General features: G+C 58.6%; 21 protein-coding genes. All 21 read right to left on the bottom strand.

Features of this window, described 5'->3' with window-relative positions; translation table 11 throughout:
• Positions 1 to 76: 76 nt before the first annotated feature.
• Positions 77 to 664: a Maf family protein gene (locus AACT07_RS14430; RefSeq protein WP_005340055.1), complete on the bottom strand. Its 588-nt coding sequence runs from the start codon at positions 662 to 664 to the stop codon at positions 77 to 79.
• A gap of 2 nt (positions 665 to 666) precedes the next feature.
• Complete coding sequence (gene mreD, locus AACT07_RS14425; RefSeq protein WP_005340054.1) at positions 667 to 1,152, bottom strand: rod shape-determining protein MreD; 486 nt, start codon at positions 1,150 to 1,152, stop codon at positions 667 to 669.
• Positions 1,152 to 2,042 (bottom strand): rod shape-determining protein MreC, encoded by an 891-nt coding sequence (gene mreC, locus AACT07_RS14420; protein WP_005340053.1) that lies wholly within the window; start codon positions 2,040 to 2,042, stop codon positions 1,152 to 1,154. Before mreC ends, mreD begins: the two co-directional genes overlap by 1 nt.
• Positions 2,043 to 2,084: 42 nt before the next feature.
• Positions 2,085 to 3,125, bottom strand: a complete 1,041-nt coding sequence (locus tag AACT07_RS14415) for a rod shape-determining protein (protein ID WP_005340051.1) — start codon at positions 3,123 to 3,125, stop codon at positions 2,085 to 2,087.
• 204 nt (positions 3,126 to 3,329) lie between these two features.
• Positions 3,330 to 7,028, bottom strand: a complete 3,699-nt coding sequence (locus AACT07_RS14410) for a DUF6701 domain-containing protein (RefSeq protein WP_069528454.1) — start codon at positions 7,026 to 7,028, stop codon at positions 3,330 to 3,332.
• Positions 7,028 to 7,498, bottom strand: a complete 471-nt coding sequence (locus AACT07_RS14405; RefSeq protein ID WP_069528453.1) for an MSHA biogenesis protein MshP — start codon at positions 7,496 to 7,498, stop codon at positions 7,028 to 7,030. The genes AACT07_RS14410 and AACT07_RS14405 overlap by 1 nt, the downstream gene beginning before the upstream one ends.
• Entirely contained in the window at positions 7,488 to 8,384 is an 897-nt protein-coding gene (locus AACT07_RS14400) for a PilW family protein (RefSeq protein WP_139123828.1), read from the bottom strand. Before AACT07_RS14400 ends, AACT07_RS14405 begins: the two co-directional genes overlap by 11 nt.
• Complete coding sequence (locus AACT07_RS14395; protein ID WP_069528451.1) at positions 8,384 to 9,043, bottom strand: type IV pilus modification PilV family protein; 660 nt, start codon at positions 9,041 to 9,043, stop codon at positions 8,384 to 8,386. Before AACT07_RS14395 ends, AACT07_RS14400 begins: the two co-directional genes overlap by 1 nt.
• Positions 9,030 to 9,518, bottom strand: a complete 489-nt coding sequence (locus AACT07_RS14390; protein ID WP_069528449.1) for a prepilin-type N-terminal cleavage/methylation domain-containing protein — start codon at positions 9,516 to 9,518, stop codon at positions 9,030 to 9,032. Before AACT07_RS14390 ends, AACT07_RS14395 begins: the two co-directional genes overlap by 14 nt.
• Positions 9,519 to 9,574: 56 nt before the next feature.
• Complete coding sequence (locus tag AACT07_RS14385; RefSeq protein ID WP_021231582.1) at positions 9,575 to 10,024, bottom strand: prepilin-type N-terminal cleavage/methylation domain-containing protein; 450 nt, start codon at positions 10,022 to 10,024, stop codon at positions 9,575 to 9,577.
• 14 nt (positions 10,025 to 10,038) lie between these two features.
• Positions 10,039 to 10,710, bottom strand: a complete 672-nt coding sequence (locus AACT07_RS14380; RefSeq protein WP_064338901.1) for a prepilin-type N-terminal cleavage/methylation domain-containing protein — start codon at positions 10,708 to 10,710, stop codon at positions 10,039 to 10,041.
• A gap of 77 nt (positions 10,711 to 10,787) precedes the next feature.
• Entirely contained in the window at positions 10,788 to 11,249 is a 462-nt protein-coding gene (locus tag AACT07_RS14375) for a hypothetical protein (protein WP_047434675.1), read from the bottom strand.
• A gap of 77 nt (positions 11,250 to 11,326) precedes the next feature.
• The gene (locus AACT07_RS14370) at positions 11,327 to 12,547 is read right to left on the bottom strand and encodes a type II secretion system F family protein (RefSeq protein WP_069528448.1); all 1,221 of its coding nucleotides are present in this window, start codon (positions 12,545 to 12,547) and stop codon (positions 11,327 to 11,329) included.
• Between the two features lie 3 nt (positions 12,548 to 12,550).
• A complete protein-coding gene (mshE, locus tag AACT07_RS14365; protein ID WP_005340025.1) occupies positions 12,551 to 14,260 on the bottom strand; it encodes an MSHA fimbrial ATPase MshE in 1,710 nt (569 codons plus the stop codon).
• 74 nt (positions 14,261 to 14,334) lie between these two features.
• Positions 14,335 to 15,429 (bottom strand): tetratricopeptide repeat protein, encoded by a 1,095-nt coding sequence (locus tag AACT07_RS14360; protein WP_069528446.1) that lies wholly within the window; start codon positions 15,427 to 15,429, stop codon positions 14,335 to 14,337.
• Entirely contained in the window at positions 15,426 to 16,316 is an 891-nt protein-coding gene (mshM, locus tag AACT07_RS14355) for an MSHA fimbrial biogenesis protein MshM (RefSeq protein ID WP_069528445.1), read from the bottom strand. The genes AACT07_RS14360 and mshM overlap by 4 nt, the downstream gene beginning before the upstream one ends.
• A gap of 92 nt (positions 16,317 to 16,408) precedes the next feature.
• Positions 16,409 to 18,082, bottom strand: coding sequence for a pilus (MSHA type) biogenesis protein MshL (gene mshL / locus AACT07_RS14350; protein ID WP_069528444.1), 1,674 nt, complete (start codon positions 18,080 to 18,082; stop codon positions 16,409 to 16,411).
• Positions 18,083 to 18,152: 70 nt separating this feature from the next.
• On the bottom strand, positions 18,153 to 18,482 hold the full coding sequence (locus tag AACT07_RS14345) for a SctD/MshK family protein (protein ID WP_019446481.1): 330 nt from the start codon (positions 18,480 to 18,482) through the stop codon (positions 18,153 to 18,155).
• Complete coding sequence (locus AACT07_RS14340) at positions 18,475 to 19,122, bottom strand: hypothetical protein (RefSeq protein ID WP_005340017.1); 648 nt, start codon at positions 19,120 to 19,122, stop codon at positions 18,475 to 18,477. Before AACT07_RS14340 ends, AACT07_RS14345 begins: the two co-directional genes overlap by 8 nt.
• Positions 19,122 to 19,715, bottom strand: coding sequence for a PilN domain-containing protein (locus tag AACT07_RS14335; protein ID WP_069528443.1), 594 nt, complete (start codon positions 19,713 to 19,715; stop codon positions 19,122 to 19,124). The genes AACT07_RS14340 and AACT07_RS14335 overlap by 1 nt, the downstream gene beginning before the upstream one ends.
• Positions 19,715 to 20,578: a hypothetical protein gene (locus AACT07_RS14330; RefSeq protein ID WP_005340015.1), complete on the bottom strand. Its 864-nt coding sequence runs from the start codon at positions 20,576 to 20,578 to the stop codon at positions 19,715 to 19,717. The genes AACT07_RS14335 and AACT07_RS14330 overlap by 1 nt, the downstream gene beginning before the upstream one ends.
• Between the last annotated feature and the right edge of the window lie 63 nt (positions 20,579 to 20,641).

Raw genomic sequence — 20,641 nt, 5'->3', positions numbered from 1 at the left:
AGTTTTGAATTCTATAGAGCCAATCCGGTACAACGCGCGCAAGGGAGAAACGCAGCAGAGCACAGCTGACGGGAAATTATTTGAGCTGTTCCAGATGATGCTTGATCAGCAAGTCTGTCTCCAGCAGGGGCAGGCCGACCACGGCGCTATAGCTCCCTTCGATGCGGCTGACAAACTTGCCGGCAATACCCTGAATGCCATAAGCCCCGGCCTTGTCACAGGGCTCACCGGTCTGCCAGTAGGCCTCGATCTCGGCCTCGTCCAGCTTGCGAAACGCCACGTTGGTGGTGACCAGACGCACGTCACAACGATCCTTGCTGGCCAGCGCCACCGCCGTCATCACCTGATGCACCTTGCCGGAGAGGGACTCCAGCATATCTTTGGCATCCAGCAGATCGGACGGTTTCTCCAGTACCCGGTCGCCCAGCACCACTATGGTGTCGGCACCCAGCACCGGCAACGCCGTCGGCGCACACGCCACGCCTGCCATCGCCTTGTCACGAGCGAGGCGGCAGACGTAATCCTGCGCCTTTTCACCCTCTTCCCGCTGCTCGGGCACATCCAGTTTCAGCACCTCGAAGCGGTAGCCAATCTGGGTCAGCAGTTCACGGCGACGGGGAGAAGCCGAGGCAAGATAGAGTTGTGGTTCGTTGTTTTTGTTCATATTTACCTGATATTGAAGCGGCGCCGCACCTTGCGCAGCACCAGAAACACCCAGGGCCATATTAGCATCGTCGTCAACGTCGACCAAAAGTAGGAGAAGTTGAGACTGGCCTGGCTGAACAGATGCTCGGCCCAGAATACCGTCATTTTACCCACCAGCGAGAGGCCACCGATGATCAGTGCCTGCTGCCAGAGGGAGAAGTTGCGGATCTTCTGGAACTGGAAGGCCGCCAGATAGGTGGTGATGGCCATCGCCATCGCCCGGACGCCGAGGGTGCTGCCAAGCAGCACATCGAGCAGCAGGCCCGCCACCCAGGCGGTGCCGACGTTGGTCCGGTGCGGCAAGGCCAGCGCCCAGTAGATGAGCACCATGGCCAGCCAGTCCGGACGGAAGGGGTCAAATTCAAAAGGAAGCGGCAGGATCGACAGGCTCAAGGCCAGCAGGATCGAGATCCAGATCCAGATCCTGCCGCTGGCGGGTTCTAGCATTAGCGGGTGGCTCCTGCGGCGGACGCAGCGGGAGCCGCCCGTTCGCCATCCTCATCATGTACTTCAGGCTTCTTGTCGGTCCACAGCAGCAGCAGATAGCGCAGCCTGTCCAGCTCCACCAGCGGCTTGGCCTCGACCTGGGCGAAGGGCTTGCCCTCCACATACTCGGAGCGGGTCACGGTCGCCACCGGATAACCTTCCGGGAAACGGCCACCCAGACCCGAGGTGACCAGCAGATCACCCACCTGAATATCGGTGTTGCGCGGCAGGTTGCGCAGCTCAAGCTTGTCGAGCTCACCACTGCCGGAGGCAATGGCGCGCAAGTCGTTGCGCAGCACCCGCACCGGAATGCCGTGGCTGGAGTCGGTGATCAGCAGCACGCGACTGGTGGTGGAGCCCACGTGGAGCACCTGACCAATCACACCCTGATCGTTGATCACCGCCTGACCGTTGTAGACGCCATCCAGCGCCCCCTTGTTGATCAGCACCTGATGGCTGAAGGGGTCAGAATCCACTGACAGCAGCTCGGCCACCATCTTGCGGGACTCCTTGTGCACCGGCGAACCGAGCAGCTCACGCAGCCGCTGATTCTCGTGCTCCAGCTGATCCATTTTGAGCAGACGGGCACGCAGGGTAAACAGCTGTTGCTCCTGCTGTTTGGTCTGCTCGATGAGATCGGCGCGGGTCTGCACCTGGGTCGACATGGTGTCGAGCAGGGTACCCGGCGCATTGGCCATGTATTGCAGGGGACTGACTAACGAACTGAGGTAGACGCGGACATGGGTAAACACACCGAAGCGGGAATCCGCGACGATGGCAGCGATGGAGATGATGACGGCGAGAAACAACCGTAACTGAAGCGAAGGGCCTCTACCAAAAATGGGTTTCATGGGTCGTCAAAAAAGAGCCGGCACGCTGGCCGGCTTTGGGTCTTATTCGTAGTGGAACAGATCGCCACCGTGCATATCGATCAGCTCCAGCGCCTTGCCGCCGCCACGGGCCACACAGGTGAGGGGATCTTCGGCCACGACGACAGGAATGCCGGTCTCTTCCATCAGCAGACGGTCGATATCTTTCAGCAGTGCGCCACCACCGGTCAGCACCATGCCGCGCTCGGAGATGTCGGAAGCCAGTTCCGGCGGAGACTGCTCCAGCGCCACCATGACGGCAGCCACGATACCGGACAGCGGCTCTTGCAGCGCTTCCAGGATTTCGTTGGAGTTGAGAGTGAAGCTGCGCGGTACACCTTCAGCCAGGTTGCGACCACGGACTTCGATCTCGCGCACCTCTTCGCCCGGATAGGCGGAGCCGATCTCGTGCTTGATGCGCTCGGCAGTCGCTTCACCGATCAGGCTGCCGTAGTTGCGACGGACGTAGCTGATGATCGCTTCGTCAAACTTGTCGCCACCGATACGGACGGACTGGGAGTAGACCACACCGTTCAGAGAGATGATGGCCACTTCAGTGGTACCACCACCGATATCAACCACCATGGAACCGGTCGCTTCGGATACCGGCAGGCCGGCACCGATGGCAGCAGCCATAGGCTCGTCGATCAGGTAGACCTCACGGGCACCGGCGCCCAGTGCGGACTCCTTGATGGCGCGACGCTCAACCTGGGTGGAACCGCACGGTACACACACCAGCACACGCGGGCTGGGGCGGAAATAGTTGTTGTCGTGAACCTGCTTGATGAAGTGCTGCAGCATCTTCTCGGTCACGTAGAAATCGGCGATCACGCCATCTTTCATCGGGCGGATTGCGGAGATGTTGCCCGGGGTACGGCCCAGCATCTGCTTGGCGGCATGACCGACAGCAGCGACCGATTTGGCGTTCCCGCGCTCTTGGCGAATGGCGACAACTGAGGGTTCGTTAAGGACGATCCCTTGATCTTTTACATAGATCAGGGTGTTGGCAGTTCCCAAATCGATCGACAGATCGTTGGAAAAGACGCCTCTGAGCTTTTTGAACATGGCTACGGGAAATCCTAAGAATTTGGAGGTGCAGAAAACCGGCTAACTTTACCAATGCCCACCCCAATGGGCAAGCGCTCAAACTGTCGCCAATCAATCAGGCGCGACAAAAATGCGAGTCATCACTCACTCGCACACGCTTGCAAACACTAATAAACAAGGATTTAGGGGGATGCTGTTGAGCCAACCCCCCTTTAACATCATTCAATGCAATACTTCGCGCCGATAAATAATTCTGTCATTACCCCGGCTGGAGCCGAAAATGGCCTCACCTTGCAGGTTGCCGTCATTGGCACTCGTTGGGTCAGACAACCAGAGGGGCTGCGACGGCTGTTTTGCCAATTCGACCTTGTAGGGGATGCGCACCGAGATGTCCGGCTTGGCAAAGTGGAACAGGATCTCCCCGTCCTTCGCCAGTGCAGCATCCCCACCCGGTGCAGAACTACCCAACCCCAGCTTGATCTTGCGACCCGCCCCCAGATTCAGCTCGCGAGTCGCCGCATCAAAGGTTTGACTCGGATTGAGGAAAGTGAACCCCTGATTGGCCAAAGAGAGCTGGGTACATTGATCTTCCTTGTTTTGCAGCCAGTTGCCCCCTTCGTAATATTGCATCTGCAGTGGAATGGCCAGCGGCGCCGAGGCCAGACCCGCCGCCGTGCCCGCCTGCAGGCGGCCAAAATAGGCTTTCATAGGCACACTGTCTATCTGACGGGCATTACAGCCGCTGCCACTGCAGTTACCTACCACGGCATCATTGAAATTCGAGCTGGCAATCAGCGTTCTGTCGCCATCGTTATCCCTCATATACAGACCAAACAACAAAGACTTGTAGGGACCATCCGGTTGCGTGCCAGAGAGGCGCACAAACTCGCTGCTACCGGTAGTCAAGGCCGCACGGCCATCGAGCCATGGCAGCGGCTGCAGACTGCGCAAGCGGCTCGACAGGGATTTACCATCCTTATCATTGGCAACCGAGAGATAGGCTTCGCCCTTGGCAAAGGGCCCAGTATAGTTGCGGGTCTGTACACCCGTCGTATTACGAGCCAGCACATCCAGCATGACACCAAAGGGTTGCCCCATATAGGAGAAGGCATTGCAAGCCGGCACTATGTCGCCGCTCACCAGATTGAAGTCGGCAGGAATAAAACGCCCCACCGGCTGGCTCTGGGCTGATGGAATGGTGTAATTGAAGTAGCCATTGGCTGGTGGCGTCGCCGTCATTCGGAACACTCCCACCTCGCTCACAGTCTGGCTAACGCTATTGGCACTGTTGGCCGCAGCCACATGGCTATAGGTGGTAGTACCCAGCGTTGCATTGGTGCCCGGATTGGGTGCCACCAGCGTACTGCCCAGAGCAATATTGGGCAGGGCAAAGTTGGGCGTAGTCTGATTCCCTACGCAGATATCCCCATCATTGGCGGATTCCCAGGCCATCGCCTTGATATCTACCTGGAACGTTTCCCCCGCTTTTTTGAATACCGGACAGCTGCTGTCACCTGCCGCGCAGACCCCTTGCGGGGGCGTGATGCACAGACCGACCGGGCGAGCCACAAACTGATCCGCGCCTAGCATCACCAGACCGGCTTCACTGCCAGTACCATCATAGCGGGCATCCAGTTGCACCTTGCCCGCATCCGGATAATTAACCGTGATGGTCGACTGCCCCTGATCATTAAATGCGAGGGAGAGCGGTGTTGCAGCCCCCTGACTGGCACCAATCGCACTGCTATTGACGCTCATCTGGCTGTTGTAGGGGTTACCGGTGGGGGAGATATAGCTGCTCCAGAACTTGACGCTCTTGGTCTGACTGGCAAACCCCGGCACACACAGCTTGGTCACATCGCTCTTTTTGACCGCCTTGATGGTCACCGTCTGTGGCTGATTGGAATAGGTATCAGGCACATCAAAGAAGAAGCCGCTATCGGCAAAGTTCAGGGTACAGGCTGCCGCACTGGGCGTACCGGCCCCGGCCTTGCACAAGGTGGTACTGAATGGCTTGGTCGTCGGAGTCGAGCCGGAAACGCCTATGGTCACCGCGGTCGGCGTATTGTTGCGCAACTGCACCGTGGTCGAACCGCCGCTAAAGGTCACCGTATTGCCGCCAATCCAACCATTGCTGGCAGAAGTAGGGGTAAGACTCAGGGTCGCAGTAACCGGATCTGTGATAAGCGTGTTACAAGCGGCATCGGCGCACGCCTTGACCGTCACAGTCTCGGGGTTGCATGTCAGTGGCTGACCGGAGTGATCAAGTTGGAAATGATCAATCTGCACCCCGATCGGGTTGGAGCGCAGGGCGCAGATCTGGATATCATCCAGCTCATGGTTATTGTTGGCGCCTCCGGTTGACCCTGTAAGCGACAGCAAAAAATCTGCAGGAACCTGCTCCTGCCCAGCGGTCGCCATCGCATCGAATGGCGCAACCAGGGTACTAAATCCGGAGCCAGTGTTTCTATCCAGCGAGACCATGGAACGGCCAGCCACACGTGAATCAATCCTTAACCGATATAGATGGCCGGGCTGGGCGGAACTGGTGCCACTTACATCAATCTTGGGATTAAGATTGGCTGCCGTGCCTGCCAAATAGCGATAACTTGAACCGACGCCCCCCCGAATCGCAATTGCTTGAGCACGGAATCCTGGGCCACCAACTTTCCCTTCATTACCGTTGGAAAAGTTGCCATATTCGTCAAGCCCGACGCCAAGCCAACCACCGGCAAAACCGGACGTTCCATTATTACGCTGGGCATAACCAAGGGCACCGCCAAAACTACCTGGCTGCGGGGTTACTGTCGCATCAGAAAGAATCACCGCTAATCCATCCCCCCCTGTATTCCACCAATTGGGTGACCATGCGTAATAACGAAAGGTTACTTCAACCAAATTGTTTGCAGCCGGGAATAAACGTTGATAAGTCGCTGAGGTAGCTTGGTTACCACTCGCTTCAGTCATCCGTAATCGGCCGCTGACAATCTTCGGGTCAAAAGTACCAGAAGTCCGTTTAACAACCCACTTGTCACTCAACACAGTTCCAGGAAAATTATCTGAAAAACACCCAAGTATGGGAGTGAATGTCTGATCATTGATTACCGAATTATCCGTCATATTCAGGCTACGGCTTGTCGTACGACCACGAATGATGGCTGAATTGTTAAGCGTCAATTTTTGATCGGAATACACGTAACCATTTATTTGACTACCGCCATTCAGAGTAATCCCACCATAACCAAATAACAGTAGAGAACCCTCACCAGAGGCGTTCAATATAGCATCATTCAGCTCAAGAGTATTTCTGACAAAAATACGAACTTCACCCTGGATCTGAATTTCTGTCCCCTGATTCATCGTTAATGATTCAATCCAGTAATCACCAGATGAAAAAATCACTTTGGCACCATTGTTCAATGCCAGCGACTTGATCCGATATTCTGTAGCAGCACTGGAGAAACTTAACGAACAGCTGGTATTCAATGCGATGGAATTAAATTGGTTTGAGGTTGCACTCCCGACACTCAACTGCTGCCCGGCTTGGCACTGTGTAAAATTCCCACTTGAACCACTACTTGATAAAAAGATATTGCCGCCGGTAATAGATAACCCACGAATTGTATTGCGGGTAATAGTACACAAGCGGCGAGAGCCATCTGCGTTGTCACACGCGTCCAACGGCATCCCAGAGCCTTGAGTTGAGGCACAGTAATTGAGTGCAGCCCCTGCAGTACCATTCACCTTGGCGGAGCCATACATTGTCAACGCAGGATTACCAAGGGAATTGCAATTAACATTGGTGTCCCCACGATGACCCTGAGTCACCGCTGGGAAATAGGTTGCAGTATCAATCACCTGAAATGCCTCTGCTGCGCCACTAAATAGCCACACGGCTGCGACGATCCATAAATTGCGCATCAGGGAGTTCCTCCATCATAAGCTTCGACCATCAGGGTTCGGCTCACGGCAAAATCAGGGTTGGCACTGTTAAGGTCCGAGCTGCCACAGGTTCCGACACTCTCGAGACGATAGCCCGTGCTGCTCTGGTTGTTATAGGTCACCGATACCTCCTGGCAAATGACCTCCACCTTGCAGCCTACCAAGCCAGGATTGCTAAACTGACGCCCCCCCTCCTGCACCAAGCTGCATCGATCCGAAGGTGGCGCGGTCGGTCGGTTGGGAAAAAGCTGATACAGGGCAATCTCCAGCCCGCTCTGGGCGGCCAGCAGGGCACGCACGCTGCGCACCTCCACGGTATTTTTCTCACCACTGTCGACCAGAAAACGGCCCATGGCAGCCGCCAGCAGTGCCATCACCACAATAACAAACAGGGCGATCATCAAGGCACTGCCTCGCATCCGTCCGAAAGCCTGTTGATCAGGGCACATTGAACACCTCTATCTTGTGGTTGAAGGTGACCGACTCCCCCTTGCGCTCGAACACAAAGCGCATGCCAAACTCCCCTTCGGCGTTAAACGCCGAGGTTTCACGATAGAAGACATTGCCAGGCCGAAGTGACTCGGCCATCAGGACTCCTAGCGGTAAGGTGCTACCAGCGGCACTGATCCCTGCACTGGTTCGGTATAGCGCCCCTCCAGATACGCAGTAACGCACCTGCTCGCGAGCAAAATACGCTCTCATGCCGGGAGATGTACCATCCAGCAGCGCACCGCTATACCCTATTGATTGGGCTCCAGAGATCACCGGACCCACAGCCTCAACTTGCGCCACGCAACGACCATAATCACAGCGATCCCGTATCGACTGCGTACCGCTGGAAACGGGTTGGGGAAACACCACTAACCAGTCGTTTACCGGCTCAACTGCAACAGGAGGCGCAACCATGACCAGCTCAAGTGTGGACGAGGCGCCAGACGGGCGATTGAGGGCAAGATAGCGCCCCGAGTTGCTGATGGGCCAGAACCGCAGACAGGGGCCTTGGTCCAGCCAGTTACCATTCTGATCTTCAATGCGCTCCGATCCCGGCACCGCATCGCGCAGTTCGCGGTTAAGCCGCTCCATGGCGAAACGGGCATCACTCATAAACTGTTCACGGCTACTGGCATCGCCATAAATCTGGGTGCCGATTCCGATAAACTGGCTGGTAAAGGTCGCCATAATCCCGAGCAACAGGATGACCATCACCAGCTCGACCAGACTAAAGCCACTGTTACCCCGAGGCTTGCGGTAGGTTCGATTAGCAGCCAGGCGTAATCGGACGTCGGAAGTAGCAGCAGGAGCAGACATTCGGACAGACAAGCAGGAGCGTTCCATCAGTAGTTCCCCCGATAGAAGGAGAAGTCGAGCACACTCCCATCCGGCAGCTTCACCTGCAACAGAACTCGCTTGCCGATAGACTCTGCCTTAAGACCCGGGCTGCCAAACAGGTCATCCGGCGTCACGGCGATCCTGACCTGGTAGTTGCGATACTCATCGCTTGCGACCTTGGAATCGGCTTGAGTAAAGAATGCCGCCTCAATCCAGTCACTGTTCAAGCAGTTAACCTCAGCCCATCCCTTGGCACAAATGACGCTGGTCTGATAATCATCCACATCATTAAAGGTATAGGGCTCCCGTTCACCACCATCCGGGCCATACTGGCTGGGCTGCCAACCCGCAATCGCCGGAGCAGGAGGATTCTGGGTACAGGTCACACCGACAGGGCAACTGCAATCCCCATAAAATTGGCCATTGAAGGTCTCGCCACAACGATAACGACCACCATTATGATCCGACTTTTCATCAAACGACTTTTGCAAGATCTCGCTGGCCAGCCGCTGGGCCAGCTGGGCGGCACGCACCTGCTGCACCGGATCCACCGCCTGAGGTGCCTGATTAATGAGCAACCCAAGAATGCCAGTCAAGGCCACCGCCAGCAGCACTATGCCAACGATCAGCTCAATCAGGGTAAAACCGAGCTTAAGGGATCTCATGAATAAACCCCTCTGACTCAATCTTGATGGGGCTGGTTTCGCGGCCATCTGTGACTTGCAGCTCGCAGCCACCGGCGCAGCTACCGAGCGGGCGGCCCATCTGATCAAAGCGGATAACAAAAGGAGGCGTGCCCTTGTTCGAGGAGAGGGAGATCCCGGCTGACAGGGTCACCGGACGGCCACGGGTGAGCTGATTAGCGTTCCAGCTCGATATAACCGCAGGATCGCCACAAGGGGAGAGCGTGCTGTGGCCAAACTGGCCCTCGTCAACCCGCAGTGAGGTACAACGATTGGCCGGTTCGTGCATATTGACGGTCTGTACCAGCCGCAGCCGGGTAAGCAGCTCGTCACGCACGGTTTGAGTTTCAAAGCCGCCTTTGCCCAGCCATTTTGGCACGGCAAAGACGGCCAGAATCCCGAGTAACAGGATCACCAGTACCAGTTCAATCAGGGTAAAGCCCTTGGTTGCAGGCATGGGTTTTCTCATCAGGGAAAAGAGAAAGCGAGGCCGAAGCCTCGCTCAGACATCAATCAATTACACGCAGTGTTGATAGAAATCGTTGGTCGATTGGTATTGCTGGTCAAAGTATTAGCGTAAGTAACGTCACACTTGTCATCTTGTGCACTTGCTGCACGGAAGGTGCCTTTGCTGCCAGATACTTCTGACCATCCATCCAAAGTTACGGTTTTGGCAACTTCATCTGTTACTGGATAGCCATAGTTAGTTTTCACAGTATCTGTAGTGCTGATTGCCACAGATACGGTTGCTCCTGAAGCTGTATTCTCCAGACCAGCAATAGCAGCCTTGCTATAGATCATTTGAGAACTGCTCTGTAGTGCAGCCTGCACGCCTTGGGCGGCAGAATAACGAGCATCATCCTGCAGATTCAGGAACTTGGGTGCAGCGGTGACCGCCAGAATACCCAGAATGATGATCACGATAACCAGTTCGATCAGGGTAAAACCCGCCTGTTTTTTCATTTCACTTTCCTCTGTCAGTTAATATTGGTGGTCACCTGACCGGACGCCGGACGGTAACTGAAACTCATAAATGCATCAGTCTTGCCTTGCGGATCCTGATACTTGCCATCACTGCCCTTACTCAAACTATTGACCAAATAGTAACGACAGACCGAATCCAGTCCATTACTGCTCACTGTGGCATAGTATTTCAGGTCATTGCCGCTACCGCGCACTTCATTGAAGCTGGCCGTAGCCTTGGGCGGGTTTTGCAGTAACCCCTCCCAAATATTGAGACAACGTTCGGCGGTCAGATTGGCCGGATCCACATCGGGATTACCGCTTGCAACGGTATCCATGGGATAGCCGGGCGACAGCTCGCCGTTGCTGATCTGGGTATCGGTCGGAGTGGTCAGATAGAAGCGACTACCGTCATAGAGCACAGTATTGAGGCCGTCCTGTTTGGCGCGACCTTCCGCCTCCCATTGCGCCCGCACCAGTGAAACGCCGGTAGCAAAACCGCCAGAGACCCCTTCCACGCTGGCCTTTTTCGCTTCGTCAGTCACATCGAGAAAGCGCGGCAGTGCAGTCACCGCCAGGATCCCCAGGATCACGATAACGATCACCAGCTCAATGAGGGAAAAGCCGGCAGACCGTCTCCTCATCCCGTTTTCCGGCATTGTTGGTGCCATTGGTTTCATTGTCATGCTCCCTCCGTAATGCCCTACATTATTTCATGCAGGTCCAAAAAAATCATGTAGTTGGGTCATATGATTAGTTTCATTCAAGGCTTTTTCATCACCCGCCCATCAGAAAACTGATAAACCAGCCAATAACCATCCCACCCCATCTCGCAACCACTGCCATCGGGGCGGGCCAGAACCTGCAGGGGAGGCATGCCCCCCTTCGTCTCACCCATCAGTGCCAACCACAACTGACGGCAATTTTCCGAAGGAGATTGCAGCGGCACCAGCCCCAAGGGCCACCCTCGGGCATCAAACTGCCACCCCTTGCCGGCGACATGCAGTGTCTGCGGGCGCCGCTCATCGAGCCAAATGCCGTGCAAACGCTGTGCCCGCTCGGCAAATTGCTCCCCCAGCAAGGTGAGAGTGAGCTGCTGCGCCTCTTCCCGGTGGCCCTGATAGCTACGCACCAACGTAGCAACAATCACCATCAACAGGATGATCACGGCGATCCGCCGATATCCGGTCAGCCAGCGATCATCTTGCTGCGTCTGTCTGTTCATCCAGCCCTCGACTCCACCGCTCACTTGCCTCTTACGGCTCGCATCATGTCCCACCATTCAAGCGTGAAGATGCCGAGTTACTTGCCGCGAACTGCGCGCATCATGTCCCACATGGGGGTGAAGATACCCAGTGCCAGGATCAATACCATTACTGCCACGATCCCGATCAGGATCGGCTCGATCCGAGCGGTGAGACTCTTGAGGTCATAATCCACCTCCCGTTCGTAATACTCGGCCGCTTCGTGCAGCAGGTCATCGACCTGACCTGTCTCCTCCCCCACGGCGATCATCTGCATCACCAGCGGGGTGAACAGGCCGCTGCTGCTGGCGGTGCGCAGCAGGCTCTCGCCCCGCTCGATACCGGCGCGCATATCCCGCACTCGCCCCGCCATATAGGCGTTATCCACCGCATCGGCCACCAGGGTCAGCGCGGTGTTCAGCGGCACCCCGGCCTTGAGCATCATGGAAAAACTGCGGGCAAAACGGGCCAGCAGGGAGCGCTCTATGATAGTGCCGACGATCGGCAACTTGAGCTGCCAACGGTGCCAGGTCAGCTTGCCCTTGGTGGTGGCGACCCAGCGGCGCCAACCGAACACCATCCCCGCCAGAATGGCGAGCAGCAGCCACCAGTAGTTGACAAAAAAGTGCGAGGTGGCGAGCAGAATGCGGGTCGCCAGCGGCAACTCCACCCCGAATTTGGCGAACATGCCGGCAAACACCGGGATCACCATGATATTGAGGATCACCATGGCGATACCGATGGCGATCATCACGAAGCTGGGGTAGCGCATGGCGGTCTTGATCCGCTTGCGAGTCTCCAGCTCCAGCTCGAAATAGTTGGCGAGCTGCAAGAAGGCCTCTTCCAGTTGACCTGTGTTCTCACCCACATGGATGATGGCGACAAACAGGCTGCTGAATACCTTGGGGTGCGCCTGCATCGAGCTGGAGAGCGGGCGACCGTTGCCGAGATCTTCCCCCAGCGAGTGAAGCGCCCGCTTGAGCGGCTTGCTGTGAGTGCTTTCCTCCAGCCCGGCAATGGCGCGCAGGATCGGGATCCCCGCCCGGGTCAGGGCATACATCTGGCGGCTGAAGATCACCAGCTCATCCAGCTTGACGCCCCCTTCCAGCAACAGTGACCAGTCGATGGCAGCGGATTTGGCCTTGCCCGGTTTGAGCTCGGTGGGCATCACGCCACGGCGCATCAGCTGCTCGGCGGCCGCCATCTCATTGGCCGCTTCGACCACGCCACTGGTGGCGTTGCCCTGGCTGTCACGCCCCTTGTAGGCAAAGTTAGCCATCGCTTACCCCAAATCCTCGGCCAGTCGCAACACCTCATCCACCGAGGTGATCCCCTGACGGGCATAATCGAGGGCGGTGAGGGCCAGCGGCCGGTAGTGTTCGTGTTGACGGGCCGCCTTGGCGAACCCTTCCGCATCATTGCGGCGCAGGGCATCCATCATCGGCTGATCCAGCTCCAGTAGCTCGTAGACCCCGATCCGGCCGGAATAACCGGTAAAGTTGCAGCTCTGGCAACCCCGGCCCTTGTGATAGGTATGCTGGCCAGGCGCCTCGCCGGAGAGCACTGTGAGCCAGGTGGCCTGCCCTTCGTCGGGTGCCTTCTCCTCGACGCAGTGCTCACATACCCGCCGCACCAGCCGCTGGGCGACCACCGCCCGCAGGGCACTCGCCACCAGATAGCCGGGCGCCCCCATGTCGATAAGGCGCAAGGCACTGGTCACCGCATCGTTGGTGTGCAGGGTGGTCAGCACCAGGTGACCAGTGATGGCGCCACGCAAGCCGATCTCTACCGTTTCGTTGTCCCGCATCTCACCCACCAGCAGGATGTCCGGATCCTGACGCAGGGTGGAGCGCAGCACGTTGGAGAAGGTGAGGCCGATCTTGGGGTTGACCTGCACCTGATTGACACGGGAGAGACGATACTCCACCGGGTCTTCAACCGTGATGATCTTGTTGCTGGACTGGTTGAGCTCGGAGAGGGCGCCATAGAGGGTGGTGGTCTTGCCGCTACCGGTCGGGCCGGTCACCAGGATCATGCCGTGCGGCCGTTTGAGCTGACGACGGAAACGGGTCAGGATCTCCGGCGGCATGCCGGTCTCGGTCAGCGACAGGATGCCGGATGATTGATCCAGCAGACGCATCACCACAGACTCGCCATACTGCACCGGCATAGTGGACATCCGCACATCCACATCGCGACCGCGCACCTTCATGTTGAAACGGCCATCCTGCGGCAAGCGCTTCTCGGAGATATCGAGCCCCGCCACCAGCTTGAGGCGCAGCACCAACGCCTGGGCGATCCGCACCTCGTTGAGGATATTCTCGTGGAGGATGCCGTCGATCCGCTGGCGAATCCGCAGCACCTTCTCGTCCGGCTCGATGTGGATATCCGACGCCCCCACCTGCACCGCATCCTCGAACAGGGAGCGCAGCAGCTTGGCCACCGTCGCCTCCCCCTCGTCATTGGCCCCCAGATTGCTGGAGCCCAGCTCGAAGCCGGAGTCCTGATACTCCTCTTGCAGCTGTTCGGCGAAACTCTCAATCTCGCGGGTACGGCGATAGAGGCGGTCGAAATACTCCAGCAGCTGCCCTTCCCGCGCCACCGCCAGCACCATGATGCGTGGGCTGAGCAGGGCGGCGATGGCATCCAGTGCGCTCAGATCAGCCGGATCCGACATGGCCACCGTCACCTTGTCGTCGGTAAGGTTGACCGCCAGCGCCCGGTAACGGCGCGCCTGCACTTCGGGCAGCAGCGGCACCGCAGCGGCGTCGATGGTGAGGTTGTTGAGATCGAAGAAGGGCACATCCAGCTGGCGGGCGAGGAACTGCAACAGCTGCACCTCGCTGATAAAGCCGAGGTCGATGAGAGTGGTGCCCAGCTTGCGGCCGGTCTGACGCTGCTGCTGCAGGGCAAGCTGCAGCTGATCATCAGAGATGATCTGCTCTTGTACCAGCAGGTCGCCGAGGCGCATTTTCAGTCTGGGTTGTGCCATGTTTGCTCCGATCTCTGTTACTTCACACCCGTTGCCGCATCCGATTAGGCTTAGCTAATCGAACCTGATGTTTATCAAGGGGTTAGTTGACCAATTCGTTGTTCCAGCCAGTTGGTCGACGCCTCGCCGAGGTTGCCGTGCAGCAAGGCGTTGCGATAGGCATCGAGCGCCCGCTGGCTGTGGCCCTGACCATCCTCGGCCACGCCGAGGCCAAGCCACCAGCGGCCCTGATCCGGCTGCTGACGCAGCAGCTTCACATAGAGCGCCGCCGCATCGGCATTCTGGCCCAGCTCCTGAGTCAGCCCGGCCCAGGTGGCGTAGTAGTCCATGTTGCTGGCGAGATCCGGCTGATAACCGGACAACCAGCCAAGCGCCTGCTGCTGCTGCCCCTCGCTGATGGCAAGGCGGGCCAGCAGCAGACGAAAATCGGCCTGCTGGGGATCGAGCCGGATCCCCTCTTCCAGCAGCTGACGCGCCTCGGTCAGGCGGCCCTCGCCGTAGAGCAGCCCCGCCAGCTGCTCGCGCGCCCCCTGGTTGTAGGGATCGTGGGCCAGCACCTGATAGTAGTTGTCCTGCGCATCCCGCAGGCTTCCCTTGGCCATGGCGGTGGTCGCCTTGCGCTCCGCCAGTGCCGCCAGCTCCTTGGCCGACAGCTCGACCGTCTCGATCTTCAATACGCTCGGCTTGCGCGGCGCGCTGGCGACTGCCTGCTGCTCTGCAGCCAGTTCGGCGTAAAGCTCGGGCTGCAACTCTTCATCGGTCAGCTCCGTCTCGTCAACATCGCTGGAGGCATCAAAGGGCGCACCGTCGGCCATGCTATCCGAGTCACTCTCGCCTGCCTCATCATTCACCTCATCCTGACTTGGCAACGGCAGCGCGGCCGCCACCTCGACCGACTCGGGCTGGCTGACGGGCGCGGCGGCCCTTGCCACCACATCGGGAGTCACCGCATCGGGAGCTAGCACTTCACTGGCAGCCGTCACGGTATGGGTCTGCTGCCAGTAGATCCAGGTTCGCCAACCGAGGATCCCCAGTGCCAGACCGCAGATCAGGGTCAGCAGCAACATCCACCATCCCTGCTGACGCGCAGGGGCAATATAGACGGCAGCTCCATCGGATCCTTGCTGACGCTGATCCAGATCTTTCAGCATCTGGTTAATGACGCTCATGGCCAGACTCCATAAGCTAGGGCGCACCCCAGCAACAGTAACAGGGGCCACCAGCGCCGTGGCGCAAAGCGGCTGGCATCGTCGGTATCGCGAATGGCAAGCCGGACCAGACAACTGTCGATCTGACGCACACCCTGACCATAGGCCAGCATCAGGCACTTCTGCGCCAGGATATTGATCAGTCTCGGGATCCCTCGCGATGCGCGCCACAACAGGCGCATGGCGCGACCTGCAAACAGCGGTGCCCCGCGGTAACCGGAGACCTGCAATCTGTGCTCCAGATAGGCGCGAGTCTCGTCAAAACGCAGCGGCCGCAGGCAGTAGGAGAAGCCAATCCGCTGGCGCAGTTGGCGCAGATGCGGCTTGGCCAGTCTGGTATCCAGCTCCGGCTGGCCGAACAGCACGATCTGCAGCAGCTTGCTCGATTCGGTCTCGAGATTGCCGAACAGGCGGATCGCCTCCAGGGTCTCGTCCGGCAGCGCTTGCGCCTCGTCGATCAGCACCACCACCCGACTGCCCTGCTGGTGCAGGCTGATCAGGTGACGATGGATACGATCGGTCAGATCCAGCTCGCTCTGATCCCGTACCGCCAACCCCAGCTCCAGCGCCAGCGCGATGCGCAGTTCGGCCGGAGTGAGGTGGGGATTGGGCAACCAGGCAAGCCGCACCGGACGCGCTTCCGAACCCAGCTCGCTGAGCAACTTGCGGCAGAGCAGTGTTTTGCCGGTACCCACCTCACCGGTCACCTTGATAAAGCCCTCCCCCTGCGCCAGCGCCCAGTTGAGCACCTGCAGCGCCTCTTCGTGAGGAGGCAGGCCGTAGTAGAAGCCGGTATTGGGAGTGAGGCTGAACGGTGCCTCCTGCAGGCCGAAGTGGGTCAGGTACATGAGACCTCACCTGCCACGGCAAGCAAGCAGCCTGTGCTGGTAAGGCAGCACAGGCCGTTCGGGATAAGGGTGACCGCATCTGGTGTCATGGGTCAGCCCTTGGCCGGATACCACTTGTCGAGCAGCTCGGAGGATCGTTGCAGCTCGTTTTGCCAGGTATCTTTCTCCACCACGGTCGGTTTGAGCATGATCACCAGCTCCACCTTCTTGGTGCTCTCGCGGCGGTTGGTAAAGGCTTCCCCCACCCAGGGAATATCCCCCAGCAGCGGCACCTTGCTGACGATCTCCTGCTTGTCGGTCTTCATCAGGCCGCCGATAACGATGATGTCACCGTTATTGGCCTGCACCACGGTATCCGACTCGCGGATCGAGCTCTTGGCGAGCGGCAGTTGCAACTTGCCACCCGAGGTACCCATGTCGATCACCTTGTTTTGCTCTTCGGTATCGATAACCGAAGGATGGATGTGCAGCAGCACCTTGCCCTCTTCATCGATCTGCGGCGTTACGTCCAGCGCAATACCGGAGAAGAAGGGGGTCAGCTCCACGTTAGGCGTCTTGTCTGTGCCCGTCGAGGTAGTGGTAATGGTGGTGGACGCATTGGTGACGTAATACTCGTCCGTCCCCACCTTGATCACCGCCTTCTGGTTGTTGGTCGCGGTGACACGGGGACTGGAGAGGGTATTCACATCACCCTGGGTCTTGAGCAGGTTAACCGCTACATTGAAGTTGCCATCAGAGATGGTAAAGCCAGCCCCCCCCCCGAGCGCAGTAAAGATCTGGTTGGGGGTGGAAGGCAACTGGGTATTGGCCAACGACTTGCCACCGGTAATCCCCTTGTTGCCATCCCAGCTGGCAGAGAGACCGCTCCAGTCCACCCCCTGCTCATACCCTTCATTGAGAGAAACTTCGATGATCCGCGCCTCCAGCACCACCTGCCGCTTGAGGTGACTCTCGGACTGGGTCAGGAATTCACGCACCGCCTTGAGCTCTTTCGGGTAGGCGCGAATGGTGACCAGACCCGCCTGCGGGCTGGTGATCACGGCGCGACCGTCACCCGTGCCAATCAGGGTCTGCAGGGAGTCGCGCAGATCAGTCCAGTAGTCGCTGTTGGTGTCGGTTTCGATACGGGTGCCGTTGTTGTTGTCACCGCTCGAGTTGTTGCTGGTTGAGCTGTTGCTGCCGCTGTTGTTGTTCGATGCACTGTCAAAACTGCTGTCGCTGCTGTTATTGCTGTCATTGGCCGTCACCCCGCCGGTGCTGACCGAGGTACGGGAGAGACCACGACGGGACATCATCAGGTAGTTGACCGGGATGGTTTCGGTACGCAGACCCGCCGGATAGATATGGAAGACATTGCCCTTGCGCTGCACGTCGAAGCCGTACATGTCGCCCACCACAGCCAGCACCTCTGGCAGAGTCACATCCTTGAGCTCGACGGAGACCAGCCCGGCCACCCCGGGGTGAACCGCCACGCTGTAGCGGGAGCCCTTGAACAGGGAACCGAAAAACTCCACCGCCTCCACATCGTGAGCCGCGATACGCAGCCGCTTCTCCGGCATGCCGACCGGCATCTGCGGCCGGTTCAACTGCAGCAATTCACTTTGCACCGATTTGGGCAACGCGGTCAGAGGGGCAGCCTGTTTCTGCTGTTCGTTCATGGCCTGTTTGAGAGCATCCTTCGCCTGGGTCGGCTCGGGGTGCTGATACGTGGTACAGCCTGCAGCCATCATGGCCACGGTGATCAGACAGAGACGGTGTTTTTTCATGTAATTAGGGCACCCTGACTTGCAATTAAACTCGATAAAGCCGATTCACCTCTCGAGAGGCAAGCACGACTCAAACCCGGATCTTGCTGGCAAACAGTGTTACCGCATGGCGTTTTCCCGCCTTTTCCAGCACCACGGCATCGGCATTGATGGCCACCAGCGTATAGCCGTCCACCTGTTGTCCGACCCGATAACTCTTGCCATTGAGTACCGCCAGTGCCGGGCCATTGCCCAGCACCACACTCTGCAGCTTCGGCAAACCGGCGCTGCTCTCGCCGGTCGCACGGGCGCCAACCGCCACATCAGCCAGCGGCGCGGTGGGATCCTGCAATACCTCGACCTGCTCCGCCTGTGCCAGCAAGCTGAACAGGCAACAGCACAACGCAAACACTCTAGCCACGGATAAACTCCTTGCTGGTACTCAGGGTGTAGATCTCCATCTCCACCACCGCGCCGGGATAGGCTTTGACCTGATAGTCGAACTGCTTCCAGTAAAAGTGGCGCGGCAAGGCTTCCAGCGCTTTAAGATATTGATACACATCGAAATAGCCGCCTTCAAGCTGAAGCCGGATACCATGCTTGTAGAGATTGACCTTCTGCTCTCCCGCCATCAGCGGGGTCGGCTCCAGCGAACTGAGGGCCAGCATGTGAAGGTTGGCGGAGCGGGAGAGCAGCGCCTCCAGCACCAGCGGCATCTCGTGCGCCGGGATCAGATCGACGGTCTGGGCCTTCAGCTCATCGTCGATCCGGGCCAGATCCGCCTCGACCTGTGCCAGCTGGTCGCGAACCCCCTGATTGGGATCCCGCTTGAGCCGGGCCTGTTTGCCGAGGTTTTCCAGCTCCATGATCTCGAGGTCCCGCTCGGCGGCGCTCAGGGCCATGCGATCCTGCTGCAGGCGAGTATCGGCCCCATCGAGCCAGCCGTAGAGTCCGGCCGCGCCCAGCAGCACCAGACCAGTCAGCAGGATCAACACCCGCTCCCGCTGGCTCAACACGGCGATACGCTGGCCCCATGCCTGCCATTGTGCTTTCAGGTTCATCAGGGTTTCTCCCGCGCAATGCCGCTCAACTGGAAGGTCAGGCGACCCTCCTTGTCACGGCCAAGGGTCAGTTCACCAAACTCCTTGCCCACCAGACTCGGGGTCTGCTTGAAGCGATTGACCCAGGCCGGTACATCCTGACTGCGTCCAGCAAAGCCGGAGAGGTTGATCCGCCCTTCGTTGATCTCGATGCGCTGCAACGACAGGTTGCTGCTGCGTATGCGGGAGAGATCCGCCATCACGCTGGCATAGCCCTGGGATTTTTGCAGGGTCAGGCTGCCCAGCTGGCGCATCAGCCCCTGCTTGGCCGTCAGCTCATCCTGCTTGTTGACCAGTTGCTGTTGCAGCCGGGGATCTGCCTGATGGCGCGCCAGCTCGGCATCGAGCCGCTGCGCCTCGCTGCGCTTGAGTTCCAGCTCGGCAGAGCGCTGCGCCAGCGCCCGGCTGACCTGCTGCTGCTGCCAGCTGTAACCGACACCCGTCAACAGGATCAGCAGCAGCGCAAAGCCCCATACCAGCGCCATCTGATTGAGGCTGGCCCACTGCCGCTTGGGGCGAAACTCGGCGCCATAGAGGTTTATCTGACGTTTCATCACGCATCCTCCCCGATGGCGGCGGCGTAGGCCGAGAGGTATTCGACGCCGGCCAGGACCGCCTTGTTGGCCATGGCGGAGACGGCAAAGCCGAAGGTCTGCTCCATGTGGCGCACCAGGGTACCGATAAAGGGCGAGGCGACGGCAAACTGCATCTGCCCCAGCTCGGGCAATTTCAGCTGGCCCGCCAGATAGTCGAGGGAGCGCTGGATCTCCAGCGCCAATGAATCGAGCAGCATGCTGTCCGGTTCATGTTCGCCAGTCAGGCTGGTGAAACCGCGCAGCTGGCGAGAGAAGCAGAGCCCGCCCTGATGGAAGACCAGCAGTTGCAGATCCTGCCCCTTGGGCTGCCACAGCAGCATGCGCACCGTCTCGTCAGCGTCATAGAGAGAGGTCAGCGCCAATTCGTCGCTGATGATGGATTGCAGGGTCGCGATGCCGTTGATGGCATCGGCCAGCTGTTGCACCCGGCTCTTGGGCAGGCAGATCACATTGATGCGCGGGCGACCGGCAGGCGGGGTGGGCAAGTCCACATAATCCATCGCCAGTTGCAGCACGGGTTCGCTGACATAGTCCTTGATGGCCCAGGGGAGCGCCCCCGCCATCTCGGCGTCAGGCACGGCAGGCTTGTCGATCTGGATCTGTTGATAAAGGCTGGCGGCGAGGGCCACCCGCACCGTAGACTTGGCCAGCCCATGACGGCTGAACAGCTCGTTCATGGCCACTGCCCACTCCTGTGGGCCGTTGATGGTGCGCGTCGCGAAGACGGGGGGATTACCCACCGCAGCCAGCATGATCCTGTCATTGGCCAGCAAGAGCCCGACCTGGCGGCTTGGCGTCGACCGTCTGAACAGTTGTTTCATGTAAGCCCGCCCATCAATAGTGATTAAATGTATGAAATATTAACATAAACAGCAGATTAGCCT

Source organism: Aeromonas sp. ANP5, from assembly GCF_963870295.1.
In the GTDB taxonomy this organism is placed as follows: domain Bacteria; phylum Pseudomonadota; class Gammaproteobacteria; order Enterobacterales; family Aeromonadaceae; genus Aeromonas; species Aeromonas veronii.
The sequence above is the reverse complement of the archived record's forward strand: the minus strand, read 5'-3'. Positions and strand labels throughout refer to the sequence as shown.